Source organism: Leuconostoc carnosum (assembly GCF_007954525.1).
Taxonomy (GTDB): Bacteria; Bacillota; Bacilli; order Lactobacillales; family Lactobacillaceae; genus Leuconostoc; species Leuconostoc carnosum.
Genome location: NZ_CP042374.1, coordinates 1,434,213 through 1,456,497, shown reverse-complemented (window position 1 = coordinate 1,456,497; position 22,285 = coordinate 1,434,213). Strand labels below are relative to the sequence as shown.

The 22,285-nt window shown below is 37.5% G+C and carries 20 protein-coding genes; 3 read left to right on the top strand and 17 right to left on the bottom strand.

Annotated elements, in window-relative coordinates:
- Window positions 1–184 precede the first annotated feature (184 nt).
- Window positions 185–961, top strand: a complete 777-nt coding sequence (locus tag FGL89_RS07260; protein ID WP_014974633.1) for a helix-turn-helix transcriptional regulator — start codon at window positions 185–187, stop codon at window positions 959–961.
- Between the two features lie 951 nt (window positions 962–1,912).
- Here the strand turns inward: FGL89_RS07260 and FGL89_RS07255 are convergent.
- The 7 genes from FGL89_RS07255 to FGL89_RS07225 form a co-directional block, all read right to left on the bottom strand.
- Window positions 1,913–3,004 carry a SepM family pheromone-processing serine protease gene (locus FGL89_RS07255; protein WP_014974634.1) on the bottom strand — a complete coding sequence of 364 codons (1,092 nt, stop codon included), beginning with the start codon at window positions 3,002–3,004 and terminating at the stop codon, window positions 1,913–1,915.
- Entirely contained in the window at window positions 3,004–3,480 is a 477-nt protein-coding gene (gene coaD / locus FGL89_RS07250) for a pantetheine-phosphate adenylyltransferase (RefSeq protein WP_014974635.1), read from the bottom strand. Before coaD ends, FGL89_RS07255 begins: the two co-directional genes overlap by 1 nt.
- Window positions 3,477–4,040: a 16S rRNA (guanine(966)-N(2))-methyltransferase RsmD gene (rsmD, locus tag FGL89_RS07245; RefSeq protein ID WP_014974636.1), complete on the bottom strand. Its 564-nt coding sequence runs from the start codon at window positions 4,038–4,040 to the stop codon at window positions 3,477–3,479. Before rsmD ends, coaD begins: the two co-directional genes overlap by 4 nt.
- Before the next feature lie 99 nt (window positions 4,041–4,139).
- Window positions 4,140–4,430, bottom strand: coding sequence for a YlbG family protein (locus FGL89_RS07240; protein ID WP_014974637.1), 291 nt, complete (start codon window positions 4,428–4,430; stop codon window positions 4,140–4,142).
- Window positions 4,427–5,608 (bottom strand): FtsW/RodA/SpoVE family cell cycle protein, encoded by a 1,182-nt coding sequence (locus FGL89_RS07235; RefSeq protein ID WP_135197632.1) that lies wholly within the window; start codon window positions 5,606–5,608, stop codon window positions 4,427–4,429. Before FGL89_RS07235 ends, FGL89_RS07240 begins: the two co-directional genes overlap by 4 nt.
- A 6-nt stretch (window positions 5,609–5,614) precedes the next feature.
- Window positions 5,615–6,691: a glutamyl aminopeptidase gene (gene pepA, locus FGL89_RS07230; protein ID WP_014974639.1), complete on the bottom strand. Its 1,077-nt coding sequence runs from the start codon at window positions 6,689–6,691 to the stop codon at window positions 5,615–5,617.
- Between the two features lie 37 nt (window positions 6,692–6,728).
- Window positions 6,729–7,394 (bottom strand): 2,3-bisphosphoglycerate-dependent phosphoglycerate mutase, encoded by a 666-nt coding sequence (locus FGL89_RS07225; protein WP_014974640.1) that lies wholly within the window; start codon window positions 7,392–7,394, stop codon window positions 6,729–6,731.
- Between the two features lie 137 nt (window positions 7,395–7,531).
- Between FGL89_RS07225 and FGL89_RS07220 the strand changes: the two genes are divergently transcribed.
- Both FGL89_RS07220 and FGL89_RS07215 read left to right on the top strand, forming a co-directional pair.
- Window positions 7,532–8,887, top strand: coding sequence for an MATE family efflux transporter (locus tag FGL89_RS07220; protein WP_014974641.1), 1,356 nt, complete (start codon window positions 7,532–7,534; stop codon window positions 8,885–8,887).
- A 154-nt stretch (window positions 8,888–9,041) separates the two neighbouring features.
- Window positions 9,042–10,349: an NCS2 family permease gene (locus FGL89_RS07215; RefSeq protein WP_014974642.1), complete on the top strand. Its 1,308-nt coding sequence runs from the start codon at window positions 9,042–9,044 to the stop codon at window positions 10,347–10,349.
- A 62-nt stretch (window positions 10,350–10,411) separates the two neighbouring features.
- Here FGL89_RS07215 and recN read toward each other — a convergent pair whose 3' ends face one another.
- The 10 genes from recN to FGL89_RS07165 form a co-directional block, all read right to left on the bottom strand.
- Window positions 10,412–12,091 (bottom strand): DNA repair protein RecN, encoded by a 1,680-nt coding sequence (recN, locus tag FGL89_RS07210; RefSeq protein ID WP_014974643.1) that lies wholly within the window; start codon window positions 12,089–12,091, stop codon window positions 10,412–10,414.
- A gap of 38 nt (window positions 12,092–12,129) precedes the next feature.
- On the bottom strand, window positions 12,130–12,585 hold the full coding sequence (locus tag FGL89_RS07205) for an arginine repressor (RefSeq protein WP_014974644.1): 456 nt from the start codon (window positions 12,583–12,585) through the stop codon (window positions 12,130–12,132).
- Window positions 12,578–13,420, bottom strand: a complete 843-nt coding sequence (locus FGL89_RS07200) for a TlyA family RNA methyltransferase (RefSeq protein WP_014974645.1) — start codon at window positions 13,418–13,420, stop codon at window positions 12,578–12,580. The genes FGL89_RS07205 and FGL89_RS07200 overlap by 8 nt, the downstream gene beginning before the upstream one ends.
- The gene (locus FGL89_RS07195) at window positions 13,417–14,325 is read right to left on the bottom strand and encodes a polyprenyl synthetase family protein (protein ID WP_014974646.1); all 909 of its coding nucleotides are present in this window, start codon (window positions 14,323–14,325) and stop codon (window positions 13,417–13,419) included. Before FGL89_RS07195 ends, FGL89_RS07200 begins: the two co-directional genes overlap by 4 nt.
- Complete coding sequence (locus tag FGL89_RS07190) at window positions 14,318–14,542, bottom strand: exodeoxyribonuclease VII small subunit (protein WP_014974647.1); 225 nt, start codon at window positions 14,540–14,542, stop codon at window positions 14,318–14,320. Before FGL89_RS07190 ends, FGL89_RS07195 begins: the two co-directional genes overlap by 8 nt.
- A complete protein-coding gene (gene xseA, locus FGL89_RS07185) occupies window positions 14,535–15,821 on the bottom strand; it encodes an exodeoxyribonuclease VII large subunit (protein WP_014974648.1) in 1,287 nt (428 codons plus the stop codon). Before xseA ends, FGL89_RS07190 begins: the two co-directional genes overlap by 8 nt.
- A gap of 54 nt (window positions 15,822–15,875) precedes the next feature.
- Window positions 15,876–17,018 (bottom strand): CamS family sex pheromone protein, encoded by a 1,143-nt coding sequence (locus tag FGL89_RS07180; protein WP_014974649.1) that lies wholly within the window; start codon window positions 17,016–17,018, stop codon window positions 15,876–15,878.
- Window positions 17,015–19,057, bottom strand: coding sequence for an NAD-dependent DNA ligase LigA (ligA, locus tag FGL89_RS07175; protein ID WP_014974650.1), 2,043 nt, complete (start codon window positions 19,055–19,057; stop codon window positions 17,015–17,017). The genes FGL89_RS07180 and ligA overlap by 4 nt, the downstream gene beginning before the upstream one ends.
- An 85-nt stretch (window positions 19,058–19,142) precedes the next feature.
- The gene (pcrA, locus tag FGL89_RS07170) at window positions 19,143–21,380 is read right to left on the bottom strand and encodes a DNA helicase PcrA (RefSeq protein ID WP_147000477.1); all 2,238 of its coding nucleotides are present in this window, start codon (window positions 21,378–21,380) and stop codon (window positions 19,143–19,145) included.
- Window positions 21,381–21,479: 99 nt separating this feature from the next.
- Window positions 21,480–22,124, bottom strand: a complete 645-nt coding sequence (locus FGL89_RS07165) for a glycoside hydrolase family 73 protein (protein WP_041773224.1) — start codon at window positions 22,122–22,124, stop codon at window positions 21,480–21,482.
- Window positions 22,125–22,285: the final 161 nt, after the last annotated feature.

Sequence of the window (22,285 nt, the reverse complement as noted above, 5' to 3'; positions counted from 1 at the left end):
TTGTTCATAATTTAACTCTTCTGTTAATTCATATTGAACAATAAAAATAAGTATAACATTTACGATGCATCTCTTATGCTCATTATTCTATGTCGACAAATCTATAATTATATGTTAAACGTTAGTCTTTTTATGATATAATAATTTCTATTGCTGTAATGAAATTTTGATTGAGGAAATATTTATGAAATTCAATACCATTCAACACATTTTACAAAATATTCGCACACGACATAACCTCACACAGGTTGAATTTGCAGAGCAAATATTCGTTTCACGTCAAACCGTTTCTAATTGGGAACGTGGTGTTAGCATACCACCTGTGGCAGCACTGACCATTATTGCCAAAACATTCAACATGCCACTACCAGAAATTGTGTCTGCCCTAGAAGGACAACAAACTGACAAGACCCACACTGCTGAACGCCAACTACTTGTTGATGCTTTTTTGTCTTTGCTATATCGTCACAATGGTGTGTACTGTGACATTGATCTTATTATCAAAGAAGCAGGCATTGCACATCACCATGCAATCAAATTATTTAACTCACCATCAGCCATACTTCAATATATTGCCAAACAACTTGATGCTCAAGTCATTGCCGCCTTATCAACCAGTACAACAACAGATCCTTTTGAGATGATCGCTGATTATGTCTTACCCGTATTATATGATAATAACCATACTTTAAAAATCCTTTACACGGGTCACTATGCCAATGGCGAGTGGCTATATTTCCTAAAAAAAGTGTACACTAAGTGGGCAACCCCGTTCTTTGAAAATTATAATCTTGGCACAGCACCAGTTAGTCGTGATTTTGCTATTGATCTCACAGTTAAAACCACACTGGCCATTATATCTACTTGGCTCACACAACCAATACCCACTAAGCCCGATGATTTCCGTCAGACATTTCTCCATCTGACACATACCCCCATTTCACAAATTGTTTCACCATAAACAACCTAGTATCTCATAACAATAGAGCCTATTTTAATTTAGGTTTACTTTATGCCAATTTAACCTCCAATCAACTAGCCCCTAATCCGCTCTTGACAAACCACTTAATAATTTAGATATGAATTTCACCGTACACATAATGTATCTACCCCAACAACTATTAACTGAATTTGATAAAACTGTTATTATCCTTTTTCATGATATTAATTTTTCGGAAAATGCCTCATTTCTGTTAACTAATTAAAAGAAAAATTATGAAATGCAGTAAATTAATTACTGTTTTTACTGCTACTTACTGCATTGATTTTTTCTTTTATTCCAAAAAACGAAAAATGAGACGTCTAAAGCAACACAAACATCAAAAGCATTACCTAAAAATAAAAGTTACTGGTTCAAAAATATCTGTTTCCGCCCTGGTCATGTTGTTGTATTTGATAACAGTCCTCTTAATATTATTGCAGCGTTAGGTGAAAAAACATCAGTAACTGCTGCTACCCAAAAATCTGCCACCTTACTTGAGTCAGTTTTAAAAAATCGAATGTACTAACATGTTAGGTAGCATCATTATCTCTGGTCGTAAAAAAACTTTAAGGATGGCTTAAAAAAATAGAATCCATTTTAGATCTAGCAACAGATAGTACAAATCAACAAAAGCAATTAGCGGTGTTAGCTCAGAAACTACCATTGTATATAATGCGCTAGTCCTGGTCTCTGGTTCTTAAGCGCTGACGGACTTCAATCTACTCAACTTATTATTGTTAATGTTGAAAAAATATTTTCAAAATAAATAACACCTAGTAAAAAATTGCATTTTTTACTAGGTGTTATTTAATATGTTTTACTAAGCTAATAAGATATTTCAAATGCATTTGTCTTCATAAGTTCACTCAGTAGTTACTTAACCACTAATTTTTTTGAGATCACTTCAAGCAGGTCGTATTTTTATTTATATTATTGAACTTTATCAGTTGTCTTAATGATACGACCCGTTTCAAGATAGTTAATTGCATCTTGGAACGTCACAACAGGTACAACTTTAATATTTGGCGCGTGTTTCTTAGCTGTATCTCGTGCTAATTGATAATTTGTTTGATGCTTTTCTTCATATTTTAATATATTTTTGTTTGGTGGTAAGTATGGTGCAAAAAAGACTGTTGATCCCGCTGCCTTGGCGGCTATGACTTTTTTATCAATACCACCAATTTCACCTACATAACCGTTGGCATTCATCGTTCCGGTACCAGAAATATTACGTGCTTTTGATAATTTATTGCCAGTTAGTTGATCATAAATTTGTAATGTAAACATTAAACCACCTGATGGACCGCCAATTTCGCCCGGATCGACTGCCACCTTTGGTTTTGTTGTTACCGCCACATTATCCGTCAACACAATACCAATTCCAGATCTACCTTTTGGATATTCCGGCGACTTACTACCAGCCAATTTGATTGTCGTTCCAGTAGCTTTACCTTTTTTACCATTACGTAAATAATCTATTGTAACACTAACATCTTTTCCTTTGTTAGCTAAATACTTAATAAATCCATCAGAATTTTCATAGTGATGACCATCAACTGCAGTTATTGTATCACCTACGCGAATCGATTTCTTAAAATGTGACTGCTTACTTACACTCAAAACATAAATTCCGCGGTATTGTGTAGTAATTGGCTTGTTCGCTTTTTTAAAAGCAACTTGTTCTGCATTAGCAATTGCACTCTGCATATAGAAGCTTTGTACTTGAGCAAATACATCTGAACTTTGACCACCTGTCACGTCCTCACTTTGTGAATAATCTAAGAATGGACTGATTTTAGTTCGTAAATAACCAAAACCGTTGGCTTTAGAAAGATAGACCGATGTAATGTTATAACGACCTTTTGACGTATCTTTTTTGCCACCAATAGTCACAAACCGAGCCAAATCATCAGCTTCACCGGGACTTTCAATATAACCATCCAATGGCCAGACAAGTCCTATGATACCGATAAGTGCAACTAGAGAGACTATGGCAGCAATAATTTTACTTTTTTTTCTCATTAATGCAACCGATCTTTCAGAGCTTTGACCACAACTGGTGGTACGAATTTTGCCATATTATCAGCTGCAACACTACCAATTTCTTTAACCATTGAACTAGAAATATTTTGGTTTTCTGGTTTAGCGAGCAATAACACAGTTTCTACGTCCGCTAATGTACTATTTACCCCAGCAATATCACGTTCGTACTCAAAATCTTTACTATTTCGCAAACCACGTACAATAAATTTAGCATTGATTTCTGCCATGAATTGCACAGTTAAGCCATTGATAATAGCTACCTCAACATTAGGTAAATCCGCTACGATTTGAGAAATTAAAATTTTCTTCTCTTCTGGCGTAAATAAAGCTTTTTTCCCTGCATTGTTCCCAATGCCAACAACAACCTTATCAAACATCTTACTTGCACGACGGATAATATCTAAATGTCCATTTGTGAGTGGATCAAAACTACCTGGAAATAGTGCAATACTCATAAAGTTTCCCCTTCAAACTGATAAATTGTTACAACCGTAATGCCATACTGCTTTTGTTGAACAATTTTAAACCTATCGCCTTCATCTGGCAAATTAGCAGTATCGTTACTTTCAGCTAAAACGATAGCCCCATCATTCAATAGATGATTTTCCGACATAAAACGCATATCATCATCAATCGTTTCCTTAGCATACGGTGGGTCCAAAAAGACAAGATTAAAAGCAACATCTTCCAAAGCAAATCTTTGTAATGCTTGCCGTGCTGGGGACTTTAAAATAGTGAACACTTGACTATCATGCGTTTTTTCAACATTTTGTTGAATCACTTTTACAGCTTGAAATTGCCGATCCACTAGTGTCGCTTGTGTCATACCACGCGATACTGCCTCAATGCCTAAACCACCGGTTCCAGCATACAAATCAAGCACATGACCACCATCTAAGTATGGCATCAACATGCTAAACATTGCCTCTTTTACTTTATCCGTTGTTGGGCGTGTCTTATCCCCCATCACGGTGTCTAATCTTGTTCCGCGAAAACGACCTGATACTACTCGCATTTCACTCCTATGTCAGCTGACAACATTGCCGTATATCAACTCACTTTCCTTTCTTTAATAAGCATACGATAGATTTAAAATCATAATATTAAATCATAACTACTCATTATTTTTTTCTTCATCGTAACTTTCAAAGAAAATGTCATCATGTAGGTCACCTAGATCAGGATCAATATCTGGACGTGGTGATGGTAACACCTCTCCTACAAACTTATACTGTTTAATTTTACTAATTTTTTGATCAATATCAACATCATCTACATAAATCGTTGCAAATCCCATTTTCCGTGAGATATAAGTGAGATGACCAAATTTTTTTAATTGTGTCGCGTGGCGATTATTTTTTAAATAGACATATAATGCACGACGCGGCTGTATCTCAAATGTCATTGATAATCCTTTCTAGCAATCACATCCCCTGGATGAATATCAACTGTTTTTTTCTGAGTTGCTGCAATATTAAGTGCTAATCCGATGGCTGCACTAAAGACGATATACGATGATCCACCACCAGAAATAAATGGAAAAACAACACCAGTGATGGGTAACACACCAAGCACACCACCAAAGTTAACAAATGTTTGTAAAAATAGGAGTGTTGCAATACCGAATAAGACTAATCGATAGTATTGATTTTTCTGGCGAATACCAAGAATCACCATACGCCCAACTAATATTAACACCAAAAGAAGCACGATAGTAGTTACCACTACACCGAGTTCTTCCGCCATGACAGCCATGATGAAATCAGTATTAGATTCCGGTAAGTAAGGCTTAATTAAAGAATTTCCAAGACCAACACCAAACCAACCACCATGAGCAATGGCATAATAACCGTACAATAATTGCCGGCTAGCATCAGCAGCATTTGGATCCCAAGGATTAACAAAACTAGTTAATCGTGAAAATACGTAGTGATCATTACTTGTTAAATTAAACGTATGGTTCAATAATCGAATAAGCGGTTGTAAAAAGCCAAATCCCAATCCAGTAGCGGCTGCCGCGATAGCAATTGCTCGTTTTGACATACCTGAAGCTAACAATAATGCAAAACAGATAACTAAAGTAATTAAACCATTACCATTATCCGGCATGATAAAAACAAGGCCTAAAGCGACTATCGGCGGCCATAAGATATGGTTTCTAACAACTGATTGTAATGCCCATCGCGTATTGCTCTTCCATGGGTAACGAGAAAAGAAATAAGCAAAGTACAAGATCATTGCTAACTTTAGAAATTCAGCTGGTTGTAGGGTAATCACCCCCAAATTGATCCAGCCGTGTGCCCCATTGACTGCTGGCATAATCACCTTAGCAATAATGAGGGCCGCAATAATGATGTACATTGCTGATTTAAGCCATCGCACATTTTGTAAATGTTTTAAATTAAAATGGTATAAAAATAGTGCACCACTCAGCCCAATCATGACAAAGATCGCCTGTTTGATAAAATTACCCAACGCAGCTGAACCTTGCGTTGCCGAAAAAACCATAACAACACCCAGCATACTGAGTATTGTAAACGGTACAGCTATCCAATAATCTAGTTTTCGCAGTTTTTTGAACATAAAACACTAATCGCCCATAATTGTCTTTAAGTTTGTGGTATCTAAATTTTTTGCAATTGCCACGACAAACGCCTTGGCTGCTTCAAAATCAGCAATTGACCACACCGTTTGATGTGTATGAATATAACGCGAAGCGACACCTAAAGCAACTGATGGTATCCCAGTTAATTCACTTTGTGCAGCAGCTGCATCAGTGCCACCTTTCGATACAAAATATTGATAAGGTATATGATTATCTTCAGCTGTTGATAACAAAAATTCTTTCAATCGTACTGGCATCACCACAGTTGGATCAAATACACGCAATAATGTGCCCTGATCTAATACCCCTTGATGTTGTGCCGCACCGGATACATCATCAGCGGCACTAGAGTCAATCGCAAAGAAAATATCAGGCTTTAATAGGTTGACCGCACCGTGTGCACCACGTAGCCCTACTTCTTCTTGTACATCCGCACCCATAATCAAAGTGTTGGGTGTTTGTTCGGCCTTAAGCGCTTCAAGTGCTTCTAAAACAGTCACAACACCAAAACGATTATCCCATGCTTTAGACATCACGCGTTTTTTATTTGCAGTTAAGACTGTTTCTACCTTTGGCACAATGAAATCACCTGGCCGAACACCATAAGCACTTGCCTCATTACCGTCGACAAAACCCGCATCAAATAAAATATCGTCAACGGTTGGTAATTGCGGTCCTTTTGTCCCACCACGAAGTAAATGAGGTGATACCGAGCTCGATACTACAGGATACTCACCTTGTGATGTAAATAATGTAAAACGCTGAGAAGAAATAACTGTAGCATTCCAACCACCGATTGCAGCTACACGTAAGGCTCCGCTGGCTAAGATATCTGTGACAATAAAGCCAACTTCATCCAAGTGCGCAGCAAACATGACGCGTGGCGCGTGGTTATTTGAATGTTGCTTAACACCAAAGATACCACCCAAGCCTTCATATTTAACTTCATCTACTAGCGGTGCCAGTTCATCACGAAATTGTTGACGTACAATGTGCTCTTGACCTGATGTGCCTTGTAGTTCAGTGTACTTTTTGATACGCGCCCAAGTTTTATCATTCATCAGTAGTTACTCCTTTACTGTAACATGAGCGGTGTCATTATAAATAATGACGGTGGCTCATGTTAAATTCATCATCAAAAGTATAAGAAATCGGTTCCCCATTACCAATTTCTAGCCCATCAATATCCTCATCACTAATATGTTCTAAATACTTAACCAGTGCACGTAAACTGCTGCCATGAGCAACAATCAGCTGATTTTTTCCAGCCTTAAGTGCTGGTTCAATCACTTGAGTCCAATAAGGTAACAAGCGATCACTAGCCATTTTAAGGCTTTCTCCATACGGCTCTAATCCATTAGGATACCGACGATCTGGTGTCACCTTTGTTAATAGTGTCGGTACCGCTGTATAACTTCTTCGCCATAAGGCTACCGCTTCAAAACCATATTCTTTTCTAGCAAGATCTTTATTAAGCCCTCGCAAAGCACCATAATGACGCTCATTAAGACGCCAAGTTTTAGTCATTGGTAACCAAGATTGATTCATTTCAAATAAAATAATATTGGCGGTAGTAATTGCACGTTGCAAATAAGAAGTATGTACTTGATTAAAAAGAATTTGGTGCTCAGCTAACTTCTGCCCAACTTGTTTAGCCTGCTGGCGACCTTTAGGTGTCAAAGGAACATCCGTCCACCCCGTAAATTCATTATTACGATTAGCTGTTGATTCCCCATGGCGAACCAAGACAAGTTGCGCGACCATAAGTTAACTCCCTCGTTTTTTGTGTTACTTTTATTATAGCATTAAAAATCAAACAAATTACTAGTCAACATGGCAAAATTCAGTTAGAATATCCTGTATGCTTTATTTTATTTAGTCAGATGATATTGGAGATATTTATGCGCAACTTAACCGAAGGCAAGCCTGCTAAGCAAATCCTGTTTTTTACAATACCTCTAGTTATTGGTAACTTATTTCAACAGCTTTATAATTTTTCCGACACGCTAATTGTTGGCCAAACATTAGGCGTTAAAGCATTAGCTGCTGTTGGTGCGACCGGATCCATTATGTTTTTAATCATTGGTTTTGTGCAAGGATTTACTGCTGGCCTATCTATCATTACTGCTCAACGCTACGGTGCTCGTGATATTGCTGGTGTCCGAAAAAGTATGGCCTCAACAATTATTGTTTCTACCTTCATGACTATTATTGTGACCATAATCAGCTTACTACTCATTCATCCTTTGTTAAAGCTGATGCAAACACCTGATGATATTTTTAATGACTCCCTTATTTTTATAGCTATTATTCTTGGTGGTATTTTTGCCACTATGGGCTACAATGTCACAGCTAATGCTTTGCGTGCAATTGGGGACGCACGCTCACCACTTAATTATCTAATTATTGGTATGTTTGCTAATGTTATCCTTGAACTTTGGTTCATTCTTGGCTTACATTGGGGTGTTGCGGGTGCCGCTATCGCTACTGTTTTAGCACAACTCATTTCAGCATTACTGAGTTTTTGGCATATTTATCGATTCACCCCTATGTTACAAATACAACGTACAGATCTTAAATGGGATATTAAAGACATGCGCATTCACTTACGCGCCGGACTACCAATGGGTTTCCAAAGCGCAATCATTGCTATTGGGGCGCTTGTTTTACAAGGTGCATTAAATACCTTAGGTACAAATGCTGTTGCAGCAACAACTGCCGCACAACGTATTGACCAAGTAGCTACCTTGCCATTGATGTCATTTGGCATTACGATGGCAACTTTTGCGGCACAAAATTATGGTGCTGGACAATATCAACGTATTATAGTTGGTGTCAAACATGCTTTGTACATGAGTATGGGGTTTGGGCTGGTTATGGGCATTCTTGAAATTGCTTTTGGTCGCTATGCCGTCATGTTGTTTGTGGGTGCCGATCAACACGACGTCTTGAAATTATCACAACAATATTTTTGGGCAAATGGTGCCTTTTATTACATTTTATCAATCCTATTTATTATTCGCTATGTCTTACAGGGACTTAATGATTCAAAAACACCGACGTATGCTGGTATTGCTGAATTATTGATGCGTACTGTTGCTGCAATTGTTCTCGTTGGTCCCTTTGGATTCTTTGGTGCGAGTTTAGCGAATGTGCTAGCGTGGACTGGATCGGTCATTGTTATGATCCCTTCATATATTAAAATGGTTAAAAAACTAAAAAAAGCTAGTACATCAGTGATAAACGAACAATTATGAAATCGAGTTCGCTTTTTAAGCGCTTTCATTTTTAAAAACCGGATAAAACACTCTTTTTATATTATTTTTTAGGTACCTTTATGTTTTAATTCGTGATTAATGTTGTTATGATTAAGTAGAACGTTTATCGTTACAATATATTTGGGAGGCAATCATGTCTGCGATTGCAAATTATTTCAAACTCAGCGAATTGAATACTTCAGTTCGAACAGAGTTCATTGCTGGTCTGACGACGTTCGCGTCAATGGCCTATATTCTATTCGTCAACCCTTCGGTTCTGGGTGATGCAGGAATGGACAAAGGGGCTGTTTTCACCGCCACAGCCATCGCATCAGCTGTAGCAACATTGTTTATGGGTATCGTTGCTCTATATCCTATTGCTATTGCACCCGGTCTTGGTGTCAATGCCTTCTTTGCTTATTCAGTTGTTATCGGCATGGGTGTTAAATGGCAGACAGCTATGGCTGGTGTCTTCGTTGCTGCTTTAATTTTCTTGGTACTAACCTTCTTTAAAATTCGAGAAAAAATAATTAACACTATTCCACAGAATTTAAAGCTTGCTATTGCTGCAGGTATTGGGTTGTTTATCGCATTTATAGGATTACATGACGCTGGTTTAATTGTAGCCAATAAAAGTACTATGGTATCATTAGGACATTTAACAACACCAACATCTTTGTTGTCAATATTTGGTATTATTGTTACCTTTATCTTATTAGCGCGTAAGACGCCTGCAGCTATTTTCATTGGTATGGTTATTACCTCAATTACTGGTATACTATTCGGTTTAATCAATTTACCAACAGCCTTTGTTTCATCTGCACCATCGTTAGCGCCTACATTTGGTGTTGCTGTGATGCATATCGGTGATATTAATTCTTTGCAGATGGTCACAGTTGTTGTTACCTTCTTACTTGTTACTTTCTTCGATACTGCTGGTACAATGATTGGTTTAGCAACACAAGCTGGTTTCATGAAAAATAATGAAATGCCCCGCGCTGGTCGTGCATTAATGGCTGATGCTGTGGGAATGACTGTCGGTGCAGTTATTGGTACTTCTCCAACTTCAGCTTATGTTGAGTCGTCATCAGGTATTGCAGTTGGTGGTCGATCTGGTTTAACAAGTGTCTTTACTGGCCTATTTTTCTTACTGGCCCTGTTCTTTTCACCACTCTTGACAGTCGTAACATCACAAGTTACTGCACCTGCTTTAGTTGTTGTCGGTGTGTTAATGGCTAGCAGCCTTCGCCAAATTGAATGGGATGATTTTGCTATTGCTGCGCCTGCTTTCCTAATTGTCATTGGTATGCCACTGACTTATTCAATTTCAGATGGTATCGCTCTTGGATTTATCTTATACCCCATTACTATGATTGCAACTGGACGCGGAAAAAAAGTACATCCCTTAATGTACGCGTTAGCTGTTCTGTTCATTTTGTTCTTGGTGGTTGTCGCACATTAAACGCGATCTAGAAAATTAACACATAAAAACGATTGAGCCAATAACTCAATCGTTTTTATGTGTTAATTTATATCAGTTGCCTGAAGACGTAAATCTCTGGCATTGGCAAGTGCAGTATCAGTAATTTTATCTCCTGATAACATCATTGCAATCGCACGTTCCCGTCCATTTTCATCAAGATGCTGTACTTTAGTGATGGTACGATCATTTTCAGTTGCTTTTGAAATTAAAAAATGGTGTGTGGCGGCCGCGGCAACCTGTGGTAGATGAGTAATCGCTAATACTTGTGAATCAGTAGCAATTGTCATCATTTTTTTTGCAATTGCCTGAGCAACACGACCTGATACACCTGTGTCTGCCTCATCAAAAATAATTGAAATAATATGTTGTTGCTTAGCAAATGTTGTTTTTAACGCTAACATTAATCGCGCAGCTTCACCACCAGATGCAATTTTAACTAACGGCGCCATACCTTCACCAATATTTGTTTGAACGTAAAATTCAATTTTATCTGTTCCTGATGACACAAAACCTTCAATTGGTTCAAAATGTACTTCAAATTCAGCACCAGGCATCAACAAGTCACTCAATTGTTGGTTCACATTTTGTTCTAAATCTCGGGCAACTTGTTGCCTGACTTCTCGTAATTTAATAGCCTGTTTACGTAAAACTTGTCTCAATTCATTTTTCTTTATCTGAAGTTGTTCTATATCGTATTCATCGTGATCAATAGCTGATAATTCCTGATCAACTTTTGATTGGAAAGCTAGAACATCAGCGACCGTTGTTCCATATTTTCTTTCCAAAGAATGAATCAACTGTAACCGTTCTTCAATACGCAATAACTCTGTTTCATCATATGTTAGTTGACCCATCTGCTCATCAACATCACGTCCAACTTCTTGAGCAACGTAATAACTATCTGCAATTGTGGTTGCTAATTCGGCATAATTATCATCGTATTCTGAAATTTCTTGCAACACATGCATCGCTTCTGCTAACAAATCAACAGCCCCAACTTGATCGCCATTAAGCGCAGTTTGCGCACTCTGCAAACGATCAGCAATTTTTTTGAAATTGATCAGTTTACCGCGTGAATCTAGTAAGTGTTCTTCTTCATGCGCTTCTAATGCGGCATCATTTAGTTCTTGTTGCTGAAATTGCAATAGATCTAGTCGTTGCGTTATTTCTTGCTGTGATGTTTGAATTTTTCTAATGTGTTGCGTGATTGAACGGAAATCATTAAATAACTTGGCGTATTGCCGCTTAACGATTGCAAGATTTTCACCACCAAATGCGTCCAGCAAGGGCAAATGTTCTTCACTATTTAATAGCTGTTGTGTATCATTTTGTCCTTGAATATCCACCAAATGTTGCCCAATAACAGATAATGTTTTCAAATTAACTAAAACACTATTTATTCGAATAGTACTACGTCCATTTTGGTTTAATTCACGATAAATGATTAACTCACCATCTTCGATAGTAATACCATTATGATCAAGATCATTGAGCAAATTTGTATTATTGGGTACACTAAAAACCGCTTGTAAAACTGCCTTATGACTACCGTGGCGCACCATCTCAGAATTCGCACGGCCACCAGTTAGCATCGACAAAGCATCAATGATAATTGATTTTCCTGCACCTGTTTCACCAGTTAAGACGCTCATTCCACCGTCAAATTCTAAATTCACCTTTTCAATAATCGCAAAATTTTCAATAATAAGATTTTCTAACATACTGTTCCAATCATCAAATTAACCCGCCTATGTCTCGTTTATTTTTCAAGTAGTTTCTGTATAATATTTGTCATCTGAGCGGGTAATACACCATCTTTTAATAATACGAGAACAGAACCATCATCACTTAAAGTACCAAATACTTCTGGAAACTGTACTTGTTCAAACAAATTGGCAATAAGTTGCCCATTTCCTGGCTGTACTTTTATCATAATTTGACCCCGCTGTGCGCGTTGACTTAAAAAGCTTTGTTGTAAAGCGCGCTTTAAGCGTTGTAAACGCGGCCGATCATCTTGCTTTGGCAAATGATAGTGAAAACCACCATGAGAATTTGGTACTTTAATCAGACTCAATTCATTGATATCACGAGAAATTGTCGCTTGGGTAACTGTTTCACCTAGTGTTTCAAAATAGGCAACAATATCTTCTTGGCGCCCAATTTGTTGATTCTGAATTAATGTCAACAATTCTTTTTGTCGCACTTTTTTATTCATTGTCATTATTTCCTGTTTGATTTAATTGCATATAAGTTTGTTCTAATAATTGATCAACATCAATATCAGATTTAATTACAGGCACCTCATCACGTCTTATAATGGCCAAAAATTCAATATTTCCTTGCCCACCTTTTATTGGTGAATAAGTTAATGCGTCAATTGAGAAGCCATCCGAAACCATCATCTGCACGACACTTTGCAGTACTTGTTTGTGAACTGATGGATCCCTAATAATTCCGTTTTTACCGACATTTTCTCGTCCAGCTTCAAATTGTGGCTTGATTAAAGCAACAACTTGTCCACCCATTGTGATGATGTTTGATAAAGGTGGCAAAATTAAGCCAAGAGATATAAATGAGACATCAATCGTGGCAAAATTTGGTTGTCCAAATTCAAAATCAGCTAGTTTTGAATAACGAAAATTTGTATTCTCCATCACTTTAACACGTTCATCAGAACGTAATCGCCAAGCAAGTTGATTGGTACCAACATCTAATGCATAGACTAGTTTAGCACCATTTTGTAGTGATGCATCGGTAAAGCCACCAGTGGACGAGCCAATATCTAGCACTGTTTTATCTTTAACTGATACATCAAAGTTTTCTAATATTTTCTCTAATTTCAGACCACCACGTGAAACATATTTTAGTTTTTCACCTTTAAAATGCAATTCCGTGGTCACTGGGATTTTTTGGCCTGCCTTATCCAACCGTTCTTCATTTTCACCAAGAATTTCACCAGCCATTACTGCACGTTTGGCTTGTTCTCTGGACTCAAACAACCCTTGCTGCACTAACAAAATGTCAACGCGCTCTTTATCCACAGCACTCATATTTTATCTCCAATCAAGTTCAAAAAATCATCTAATAATGTACGATCGAATGATGTTTCACGTTTTGATACCTCAGTTACTAACTGTTGTGCTTTTGCCAAATATTGATCACGCTGTTGTCTTGCTGCTGCTACACCGATTAGATGTGGCAGAGAACCCACATCTTCTTGGTCATCTTGATCAAAATCATCTAAATCATCTTGAATTTGGAAAGCAATTCCAAAATGACTTCCAATGTTAAATAAGTCTTGATTTGTCTGAGTATGTTCAACAGTTTCGGAAAAATAGGCTAATCGGCCACCTGATAACGCCGCGTATTGTAGAAGTGCAGCAGTTTTTGGTACATAAACATCATTTATTAACCAATCTTTATCCGATACCCCCTGAGCATTATGATTTTGCATGTCATGCACTTGTCCAAGAACCATACCCGAACCACCTGCTTGATGCGATAAGTTCTGCACCATAGCCAGTAACTCGTCAGCTCCAATAGCTTCATTTTCATTCGCATTATCATTAGCCGTCACCACAACATCAAAAGCACCTGTTAGTAAAGCATCACCCACTAAAATTGCTTCTGCCTCGCCAAAACGCGCATGCACACTCGGCTGACCGCGACGTATCAAATCATTATCCATTGCAGGCAAATCATCATGCACTAACGAATAGGAATGCACCCATTCAACTGCAGTAGCTGCTTTTAAAATGCTAGATGTTATTTTCTGATCAAAACTAGCTACAATCGCAAGTGTCAATAATGGTCGTAGACGCTTACCACCATTCAGCACAGCATATTTTAACATGGTTGCAACATGATCATCACTTGATACTTTTTCCAAATCTAAATTTAATTGGTTATCAATTTTTGGTAACCAGTCATTTTGAAAGTTTGTTAATCTAGTCATTTGTCAATTCCAAATCTGTTAGATTATCATTATCATCCATCACTTTTGCTAACGTATCTTCGGCATTTTTTAATGTGGTCTGTAAATCTTTTACTAAACTTACGCCATTCTGAAAATCAACTAACGCACGTTCTAACGGACGTTCCCCTTTTTCTAGTTGGCTCACAATACTTTCTAGTTGCTGTAATTTTTCTTCAAAAGTTGGTTCTTCATTCATTTTTTAAAGCTCTCTTTTCTACTATTTTAGCAGTTGCCATACCATCTGAAAAACGGACACTAATATCGTCATCAACATTGATGTCAGAAATTTTTCTGACGACATCACCTTGATTTTCAACAATAGCATAACCTCTTGTTAATATTTTTAATGGGCTCACTAAATCTAATTTTGCCGTTAACAGATTAACAGTATCACGTGGCTGCTGTAATAAATGTGCCCGTAATTGTAGTTGGCGCTGTATCAGTGTCATAAATTGATGTTGCGTATTTTGAATACGTTGCTGCATTGTTTGCAATAACATATATGATAATTGGTCCAATCTCTGAGTATATCCCGAATATAAGCGATCTGGTTGCTGAAAAATAATATGTTCGGCTATACGCTCAACACGTTGGCGTCTCACATCAATCATTTGTTTCATGCGCATATTTAATCGTAATTGTAATTCATTAAAACGCGTGACGAGTTGTTCTAATGTCACTGGTGTCGCTAATTCAGCCGCAGCTGTCGGTGTCGCCGCACGATGGTCAGAGACAAAATCGACCAAAGTATTGTCAGTCTCGTGACCAACAGAACTGATAACAGGTATTGTAGCTGACGCAATTGTACGTGCCAATACTTCATCGTTAAAAGCCCACAAATCTTCAATTGAACCGCCGCCACGACCAACAATTAATGTGTCATAATCACCCGAAGCATCAATCCGTTTAATCTGTTTGATAATTGTCGGCGCAGCTTTTTCACCTTGAACGACAGCTGGAAATAACACCACTTGCGCACTAGGAAATCGGCGTTGTGCTGTACGGGCAATATCTTCTATCACCGCACCGGTAGGTGAAGTTACCACAGCAATTTTTTTAGGAAATAATGGTAAGCGTTTTTTTGGTAAATCAAATAATCCTTCAGCTTGTAACTTACGTTTTAATTGTTCATAGGCCAGAAATAATTCACCAATACCATCTGGCGTCATCTGTTCTAAAATAATGGCATACGAGCCATTAGGCTCATAAATTTGTATACGTCCAATTGCATTAATTTTCATCCCCTCTTCAGGCTGAAATTTAATACGATTGGCATACGAAAACATAGTAGCCGAAATAACTGCATTGCCATTTGGATCCTTAATTGAAAAATATAAATGCCGTCCTCGACGACGACCAATGTTAGAAACTTCACCGGTAATGTAAACTTTCTCTAGATAAGGATCAGCATCAAACTTACGCTTTAAATAAGCAGTTAATGCACTAATTGTGAGGTATTTTTGTGATTCAGACATAGTTAAATTATACCATTTTTATGCATATATACAAAAAAGCATAGCGAACTATGCTTAATCAAGAATCGTTGTAGTAAATGTTTTATCATTAACATTACGTATCAAAATTGCCTGCGTTTCGTTAGCTGTTTGAACAACAATACGAATTGGCACATTATTTGGCAAATACTTTAACGCAGCTTGCCCTACATACGTAGTAAAACTATCAATTTCTGTTTGACTATAAAATTGAGTGGTCACAGTAACATTCATACCGGATAGCGTACCATTCTTGAAATTGGCCACAGCTGTTGATCCAGCAATATTAGGGAAGAAATTAGCAATATCATTTTTAAAATTAGAAAAACCACTATTCTCATCACTACCAAGCTTTGAAGTATCAGTTGACTCTTTTGGCAGAACGATTGATTTATTATCAATGTCTGACCATGTTTCTAAGTTACTACCCTCGTTACTAGTAGCTTCTGCATAAAAGCTACCAGGTGCTAATGAATCAGAAGAAGCATTAGCGTACATCGCAATCACAATAGGCGTTTTTTCTGAGACACCAGATTGCTTACGAACTTGCTGAATAATACGAGGCGCGATTTTTTTACCATAGGCTATGCGATCGGCCTCGGAAATATCTTGCGTGTATGTAGCCCCGTACTTTTCTTTTTGATATTCATCCTGCGTATTCATCGCAACACCAATAACCATACCTGCTAATTTTAAACCATTGCCATCTTTGGTCATAAAATCTTGCTCAGTCAGTGTTTGAACATAAATTGGGTTACGTGAATCACCAGTTTTACCATTATTTTCTGGATTTAAGCCATCAGCATTACTTGAGCTTTTCCGATCCAATAAATTCGTTACTTTATCTGAGGATAAATATTGCCCTTCTTGGAAAATATACTGGCTTGTTTTAAAATGTGTTTTTGCTAAACCAAGTAAGTTTGATTCAAAGTGCTTAACATCTAGATTATTTGGCTCAGCTGTAGCAGTAATACCCCTTGCTGCACTCACCAAATAACGGCCATTTTTAATCACTGTTTGGTATTGTCCAGATGCACTCTGGGTGATTTGTACACCACTTGTTTTTTTCGTAGCCGTCGGTGCCACACGATTAATATTAAAAAAATACAATATACCAACAGCGATGATTGCAATAATCACCGCAATTATCATGTATCCTCGAAAACCTATACGTCTCATCTGTTACTATCCTCTTTTGATTGTGTATCAACAAACTCTTGCTCTGTCCATACCATTACACCAAGTTCGTTAGCCTTTGTCAACTTACTACCTGCGGCTTCTCCAGCAATCAATAGGTCTGTTTTGGCAGATACTGAACCTGTCACACTTGCGCCATGATCCTGTAACCATTTAGTTGCGACTGGACGACTATTTTGCTCTAGTTTACCAGTCAAAACAACTCTTTTACCATAAAAGAACGAATTTTCATCAATCGATACATCTGATAAGTAGGTTTGATTCACACCTGCTTCATTTAATTCAGCTATTAATTGTTGAGATTGTGGTGTTTCAAAATATTGCACCAACGAACCCGCAATTGCTGATCCAATACCGTCAATAGCAGAAATATCTTCGACTGTTGCTTCTGAAATAGCTGATAAATGCTGAAATTTTTCTGCTATTAACCGCGCAGCTTTAGCACCAACCATTCGAATACCAAGACCAAACAACAAACGTTCCAAAGAATTTTCTTTAGATTGCTCAATAGCGGCCAATAGATTTGTAGCTGATTTTTCTTTAAATTTTTCTAGTGACAATAATTGGTCTTTATTTAATTGATAAATAGAGGCTACATCCTTAATATAACTGGCTGTTAATAACTGTCCAATAACACGGGGTCCCATACCATCAATATTCATTGCATTTCGTGAAGCAAAATGTGTCAAGCTTTCTTGTATTTGGGCAGCACATGCTGGATTAATACAGCGCAATGCCACTTCACCTTCCAAGTGAACTAATTCTGATCCACAGGCAGGGCATATAGTTGGTATATCATACATTTTACTATCATTGGGCCGTTGATCTAAAATAACTTGTCCAATTTCTGGAATAATATCACCTGCTTTATGCAAAGTAACAGTATCCCCAATACGGATACCTTTTGCATTAAGATAATCAGGATTGTGTAAACTAGCCCGTTGCACTGTTGTGCCAGCTAATTGGACAGGATTCATAACAGCAGTTGGCGTCACTGCACCTGTTCGCCCAACAGTCCATTCGATATCATGCACAACTGTTAATGCCTCTTCTGGAGGGAATTTGTAGGCAATCGCCCAGCGTGGAATTTTAACAGTATTTCCTAAATCCAACTGATTATCTAACTGATTAACTTTAACGACTACACCATCAATACCATAAGATAAATCATCACGTTGGGTTGTATACTGATCAATATAATTTTCTGCATCAAGCATACTTGTAACCACCTGATTATGTGTATCAGTGGGTAATCCTAGTTCTGCAAAACGTTTTAGAGCCCCACTTTGTGTTGTTACACCCAAAACTTCTGGTTCTGCTGTGTAATAAACAAAAGCTGATAGATCACGCTTTTTAGTAATTCTAGCATCAAGTTGACGTAATGATCCGGCCGCAGCATTACGCGGATTAGCAAATGGTTCCAATCCATCAACTTCACGTTGTAAATTTAGTGCCGCAAAACTGGCCTTTGACATATAAATTTCACCACGCACTTCAATCGTTAGCGGCTCCTGGAGTACTTGTGGAATAGTTTGAATGGTTTTAACATTTGTCGTCACATCTTCGCCAATCATACCATTGCCTCTTGTCGATGCTTGAATTAATCGGCCCTTAACATACGTTAAAGCAACTGCTAACCCATCAATCTTTAATTCTAAATTATAAGCAGACTGAAAACCTAAAGACTTAGTTGTTCGTTCATCCCATTCATCTAACTCCGCCAAACTAAATACATCCCCTAAAGATAACATTGGTGCTGGATGTATGACTTTTGGTAAATTTGATTTATTAGCACCACCAACATTTTGTGTTGGTGAATCTGGTGTTACAAATTGTGGAAATTTTGATTCTAAGTCAACTAATCGTGCATAAATAGCGTCATAAATATAATCCTCCACAAGTGGTGCATCTTTTTCGTAATATGCCACGCCATATTGTGTCAATTCATCTTGCCATTTAGCTATTTCTTGTTGTGCCTCTTGTGTTGTTAATTGTCCAATTGGGTTAAATTCTGGTAACATTATTCTCCCTACCCTTGTCACTGCCATTCATCCTAACGATAACCATTTTAATAGCACTTAAAATTCCAGACAAACAGCATCTTGATTAATCCACTCTGCTGATTGGTGCGAAGGCTGCCAACAATTGTTTAACCCCTTCGGAAGGAAATGCAACTTTCAATTCTTGATCATCAGCATCTCCTGTAACCGATACAACAGTACCGATACCCCATTTTTTATGTGAAACTTTATCACCAGATGACCATGTTGTTTTATTGCCATCCGTCGTACCATTAGTAACTTTTGTAACTGGCGTTGCCTTATATACTGTACTTGTTGCCATTTGTGTTTTACGATCAAAAGGTAATACACGTGAACCAGTAGCGCTAGCATATTGTGTGTCCAGTAGTTCTGGCGAAATTTCCTCAATAAATCGTGAGGCCTCATTGGCTTGTGTACGACCGTAAAGCAGCCGCGAGAAAGCATTTGTTAAGAATAGTTTTCTTTTAGCACGCGTGATACCAACATAGGCCAATCGACGCTCTTCTTCCAATAAGTCATCATCCATTAAAGCACGTGACAAAGGAAAAATTCCTTCTTCCAATCCCACTAAAAATACTACTGGAAATTCAAGACCTTTGGCAGCGTGGAGTGTCATTAAAGTCACAGCCCCGTCACCTTCTTCAAAGTTATCCAAATCACTCATTAAGGCCGTTGAACCCAAGAAATCTGTCATAGGGTCAACAGATTCGGGATCATCCGGGTTGTATTTATCATCAAACTCTTTTGTCACTGACAAAAATTCTTCCAAGTTTTCTAAACGCGCTTGACTATCTGGATCGCTTTTCTCAGCTAACATTTGACGGTAACCCGACCGCGTCATTGCCATTTCAGCAAGCTCTGTCACATTTAAAAATTCAGATTGCTGGCATAAATCATGCATCATGTCAGCAAATGCCAAAAATTTAGAAGTAGCTTTTGTTGAAATATCCGGTGCCAATTCGATACTATCAATCGCCGTCATATAAGAGACATTCAGACGTGTAGCTAACTGACGCAAACGTGTTAGCGATGTAGCACCTAACCCACGTTTGGGCTCATTGACAACACGCTCAAAGGCAGCGTTATCATTAGGATTGGTAATTAAGTTCATATAAGACATGATATCTAAAATTTCTTTTCGCTCATAGAACTTGTGCCCACCAACCATCGTATATGGCATGTTAGCTTTTACTAAAGCTTCCTCAATGTTACGAGATTGTGCATTAGTACGGTATAGAACAGCAAAATCACTATACCCCATTTTTTCATTATCACGTAATTTTTGAATATTTGACAAAATGAAGTTAGCCTCATCACGCTCGGTCTGCGCACGGTAATAGGTAATCTTGTCACCTTTACCATTTTGGGTCCACAAATTTTTTGGCACGCGTTCATTATTATTATTAATCACAGCATTAGCTGCGTCTAAAATATTTTGTGTTGATCGATAATTTTGTTCCAACATCACGCTATGTGCTTCAGGATAATCTTTTTCGAAATTTAATATATTATCCATATTAGCGCCACGCCAACCATAAATTGATTGGTCAGCATCTCCAACGACCGCCAAATTTTGTGAGCGCTTTGCCAACATATTAACAATCGTATATTGCGCATCATTAGTATCCTGATACTCATCAACGTGTAAATATTCAAATTGCTTTTGATAGCGTTCCAAAACTTCAGGCGCTGTTTGAAATAAGTCAATCGTTAACATAATTAAATCATCAAAATCAACACTTTGAGAACGCTTCAGTTCATTTTGATAAGCAATGTAAACTTCAGCTACGGTTTCTTGATAACCATTGTCCGCTTGCTTTGCATAATCTCTTGGTCGTAACATGTCATTTTTAGCATTGGAAATCATACCTAGAATTGCACGTGGATCATATTGATTAGTGTCCAAATTCAAATCATTAATAACGCGCTTCATTAATGTTCGTTGGGCACTCGTATCGATAATTGTAAAATTGCGAGATAACCCAATACTTTCTCCATCACGTCGCAAAATGCGTACCGCTAAAGCGTGAAAAGTTGATACCCAAATATCACGAGCAACATCTTCAGATAACAAGTTACCAATACGTTCTCGCATTTCTTTTGCTGCTTTGTTTGTAAATGTAATCGCTAAAATACGCCATGGAAACACATTTAAATCTTGTACTAAATGTGCAATACGATGTGTTAAAACGCGTGTCTTTCCTGATCCTGCCCCTGCCATAATTAACAAAGGCCCTTCGGTTGTTTGTACGGCTTCAGCCTGTTTATCATTCATTCCATTGATAAGTTGTTCTACTGACATAGTTACTCCTAAAGTGTAAATTCGCTTCTCTCATTATACCAGATTTCTATACGGAACATTAGTTCGTATATATCACAATAAAAAAGACATGACACCTAGTTATTTTTGTGGCACGTCAAATCTGGATAGATGCCATTCTTGAATAACATCAATTAGCTTTTTAGCATATGTTGGATCAGTCGCATAACCATCTTGCGTTAAAGCAACAGCAGCAGCTTTATAATCTTTAGCCGCTAAAACATGTTGATATTGTGCTGAATTCCAACTCGTGCCATGATACAGTAATTTCGCATGCGCTTTCATACTATCTTGCCACGAATCATAAGCAGCAAATCGTCCTTGAATAGTTACCCATTGCCCATTTTCAAATTCTTGTGTCGGTAAAACGACACTTTTTTGTCCAGCATCTGCTTTGATACCGTATAAATTATTGTATTTAGATGCTAAAGTTGACGTATTCCAATCAGACTCTAAAATTGCTTGTGCAATACTAATTGAAGCAATTACACCATATTTCTCTTGCAGTTGCCTTGCGTAAGGCGCTAATTGGTTAATCCATGCAATTTTATTTTCGCGTGTCATATCACCCTTTTTGACTGTTTGTTGCCTTTCGTAAATCACAGTTTGTGACACAAAAGTAGCTAAGATTGCTAATATAATAATGCTACTGACTAATATCCAGAAATTTAATTTTTTCAACTTTTTCAACTGCTTTTTTGAACGTTTGCGTCTTTTTTTTGCCATCATTAAAAAGTATCCTTTCTATATATTTTTACATCATGAGTTATATTAGATATTAAATAGTTGTAGTTGATTTTTATTAACTCATTCATATTATCACATAATCAGTTAAATATGTTCTAGTACAATTACTAATAACATATTGATTTTATCAGTTAAAAAAG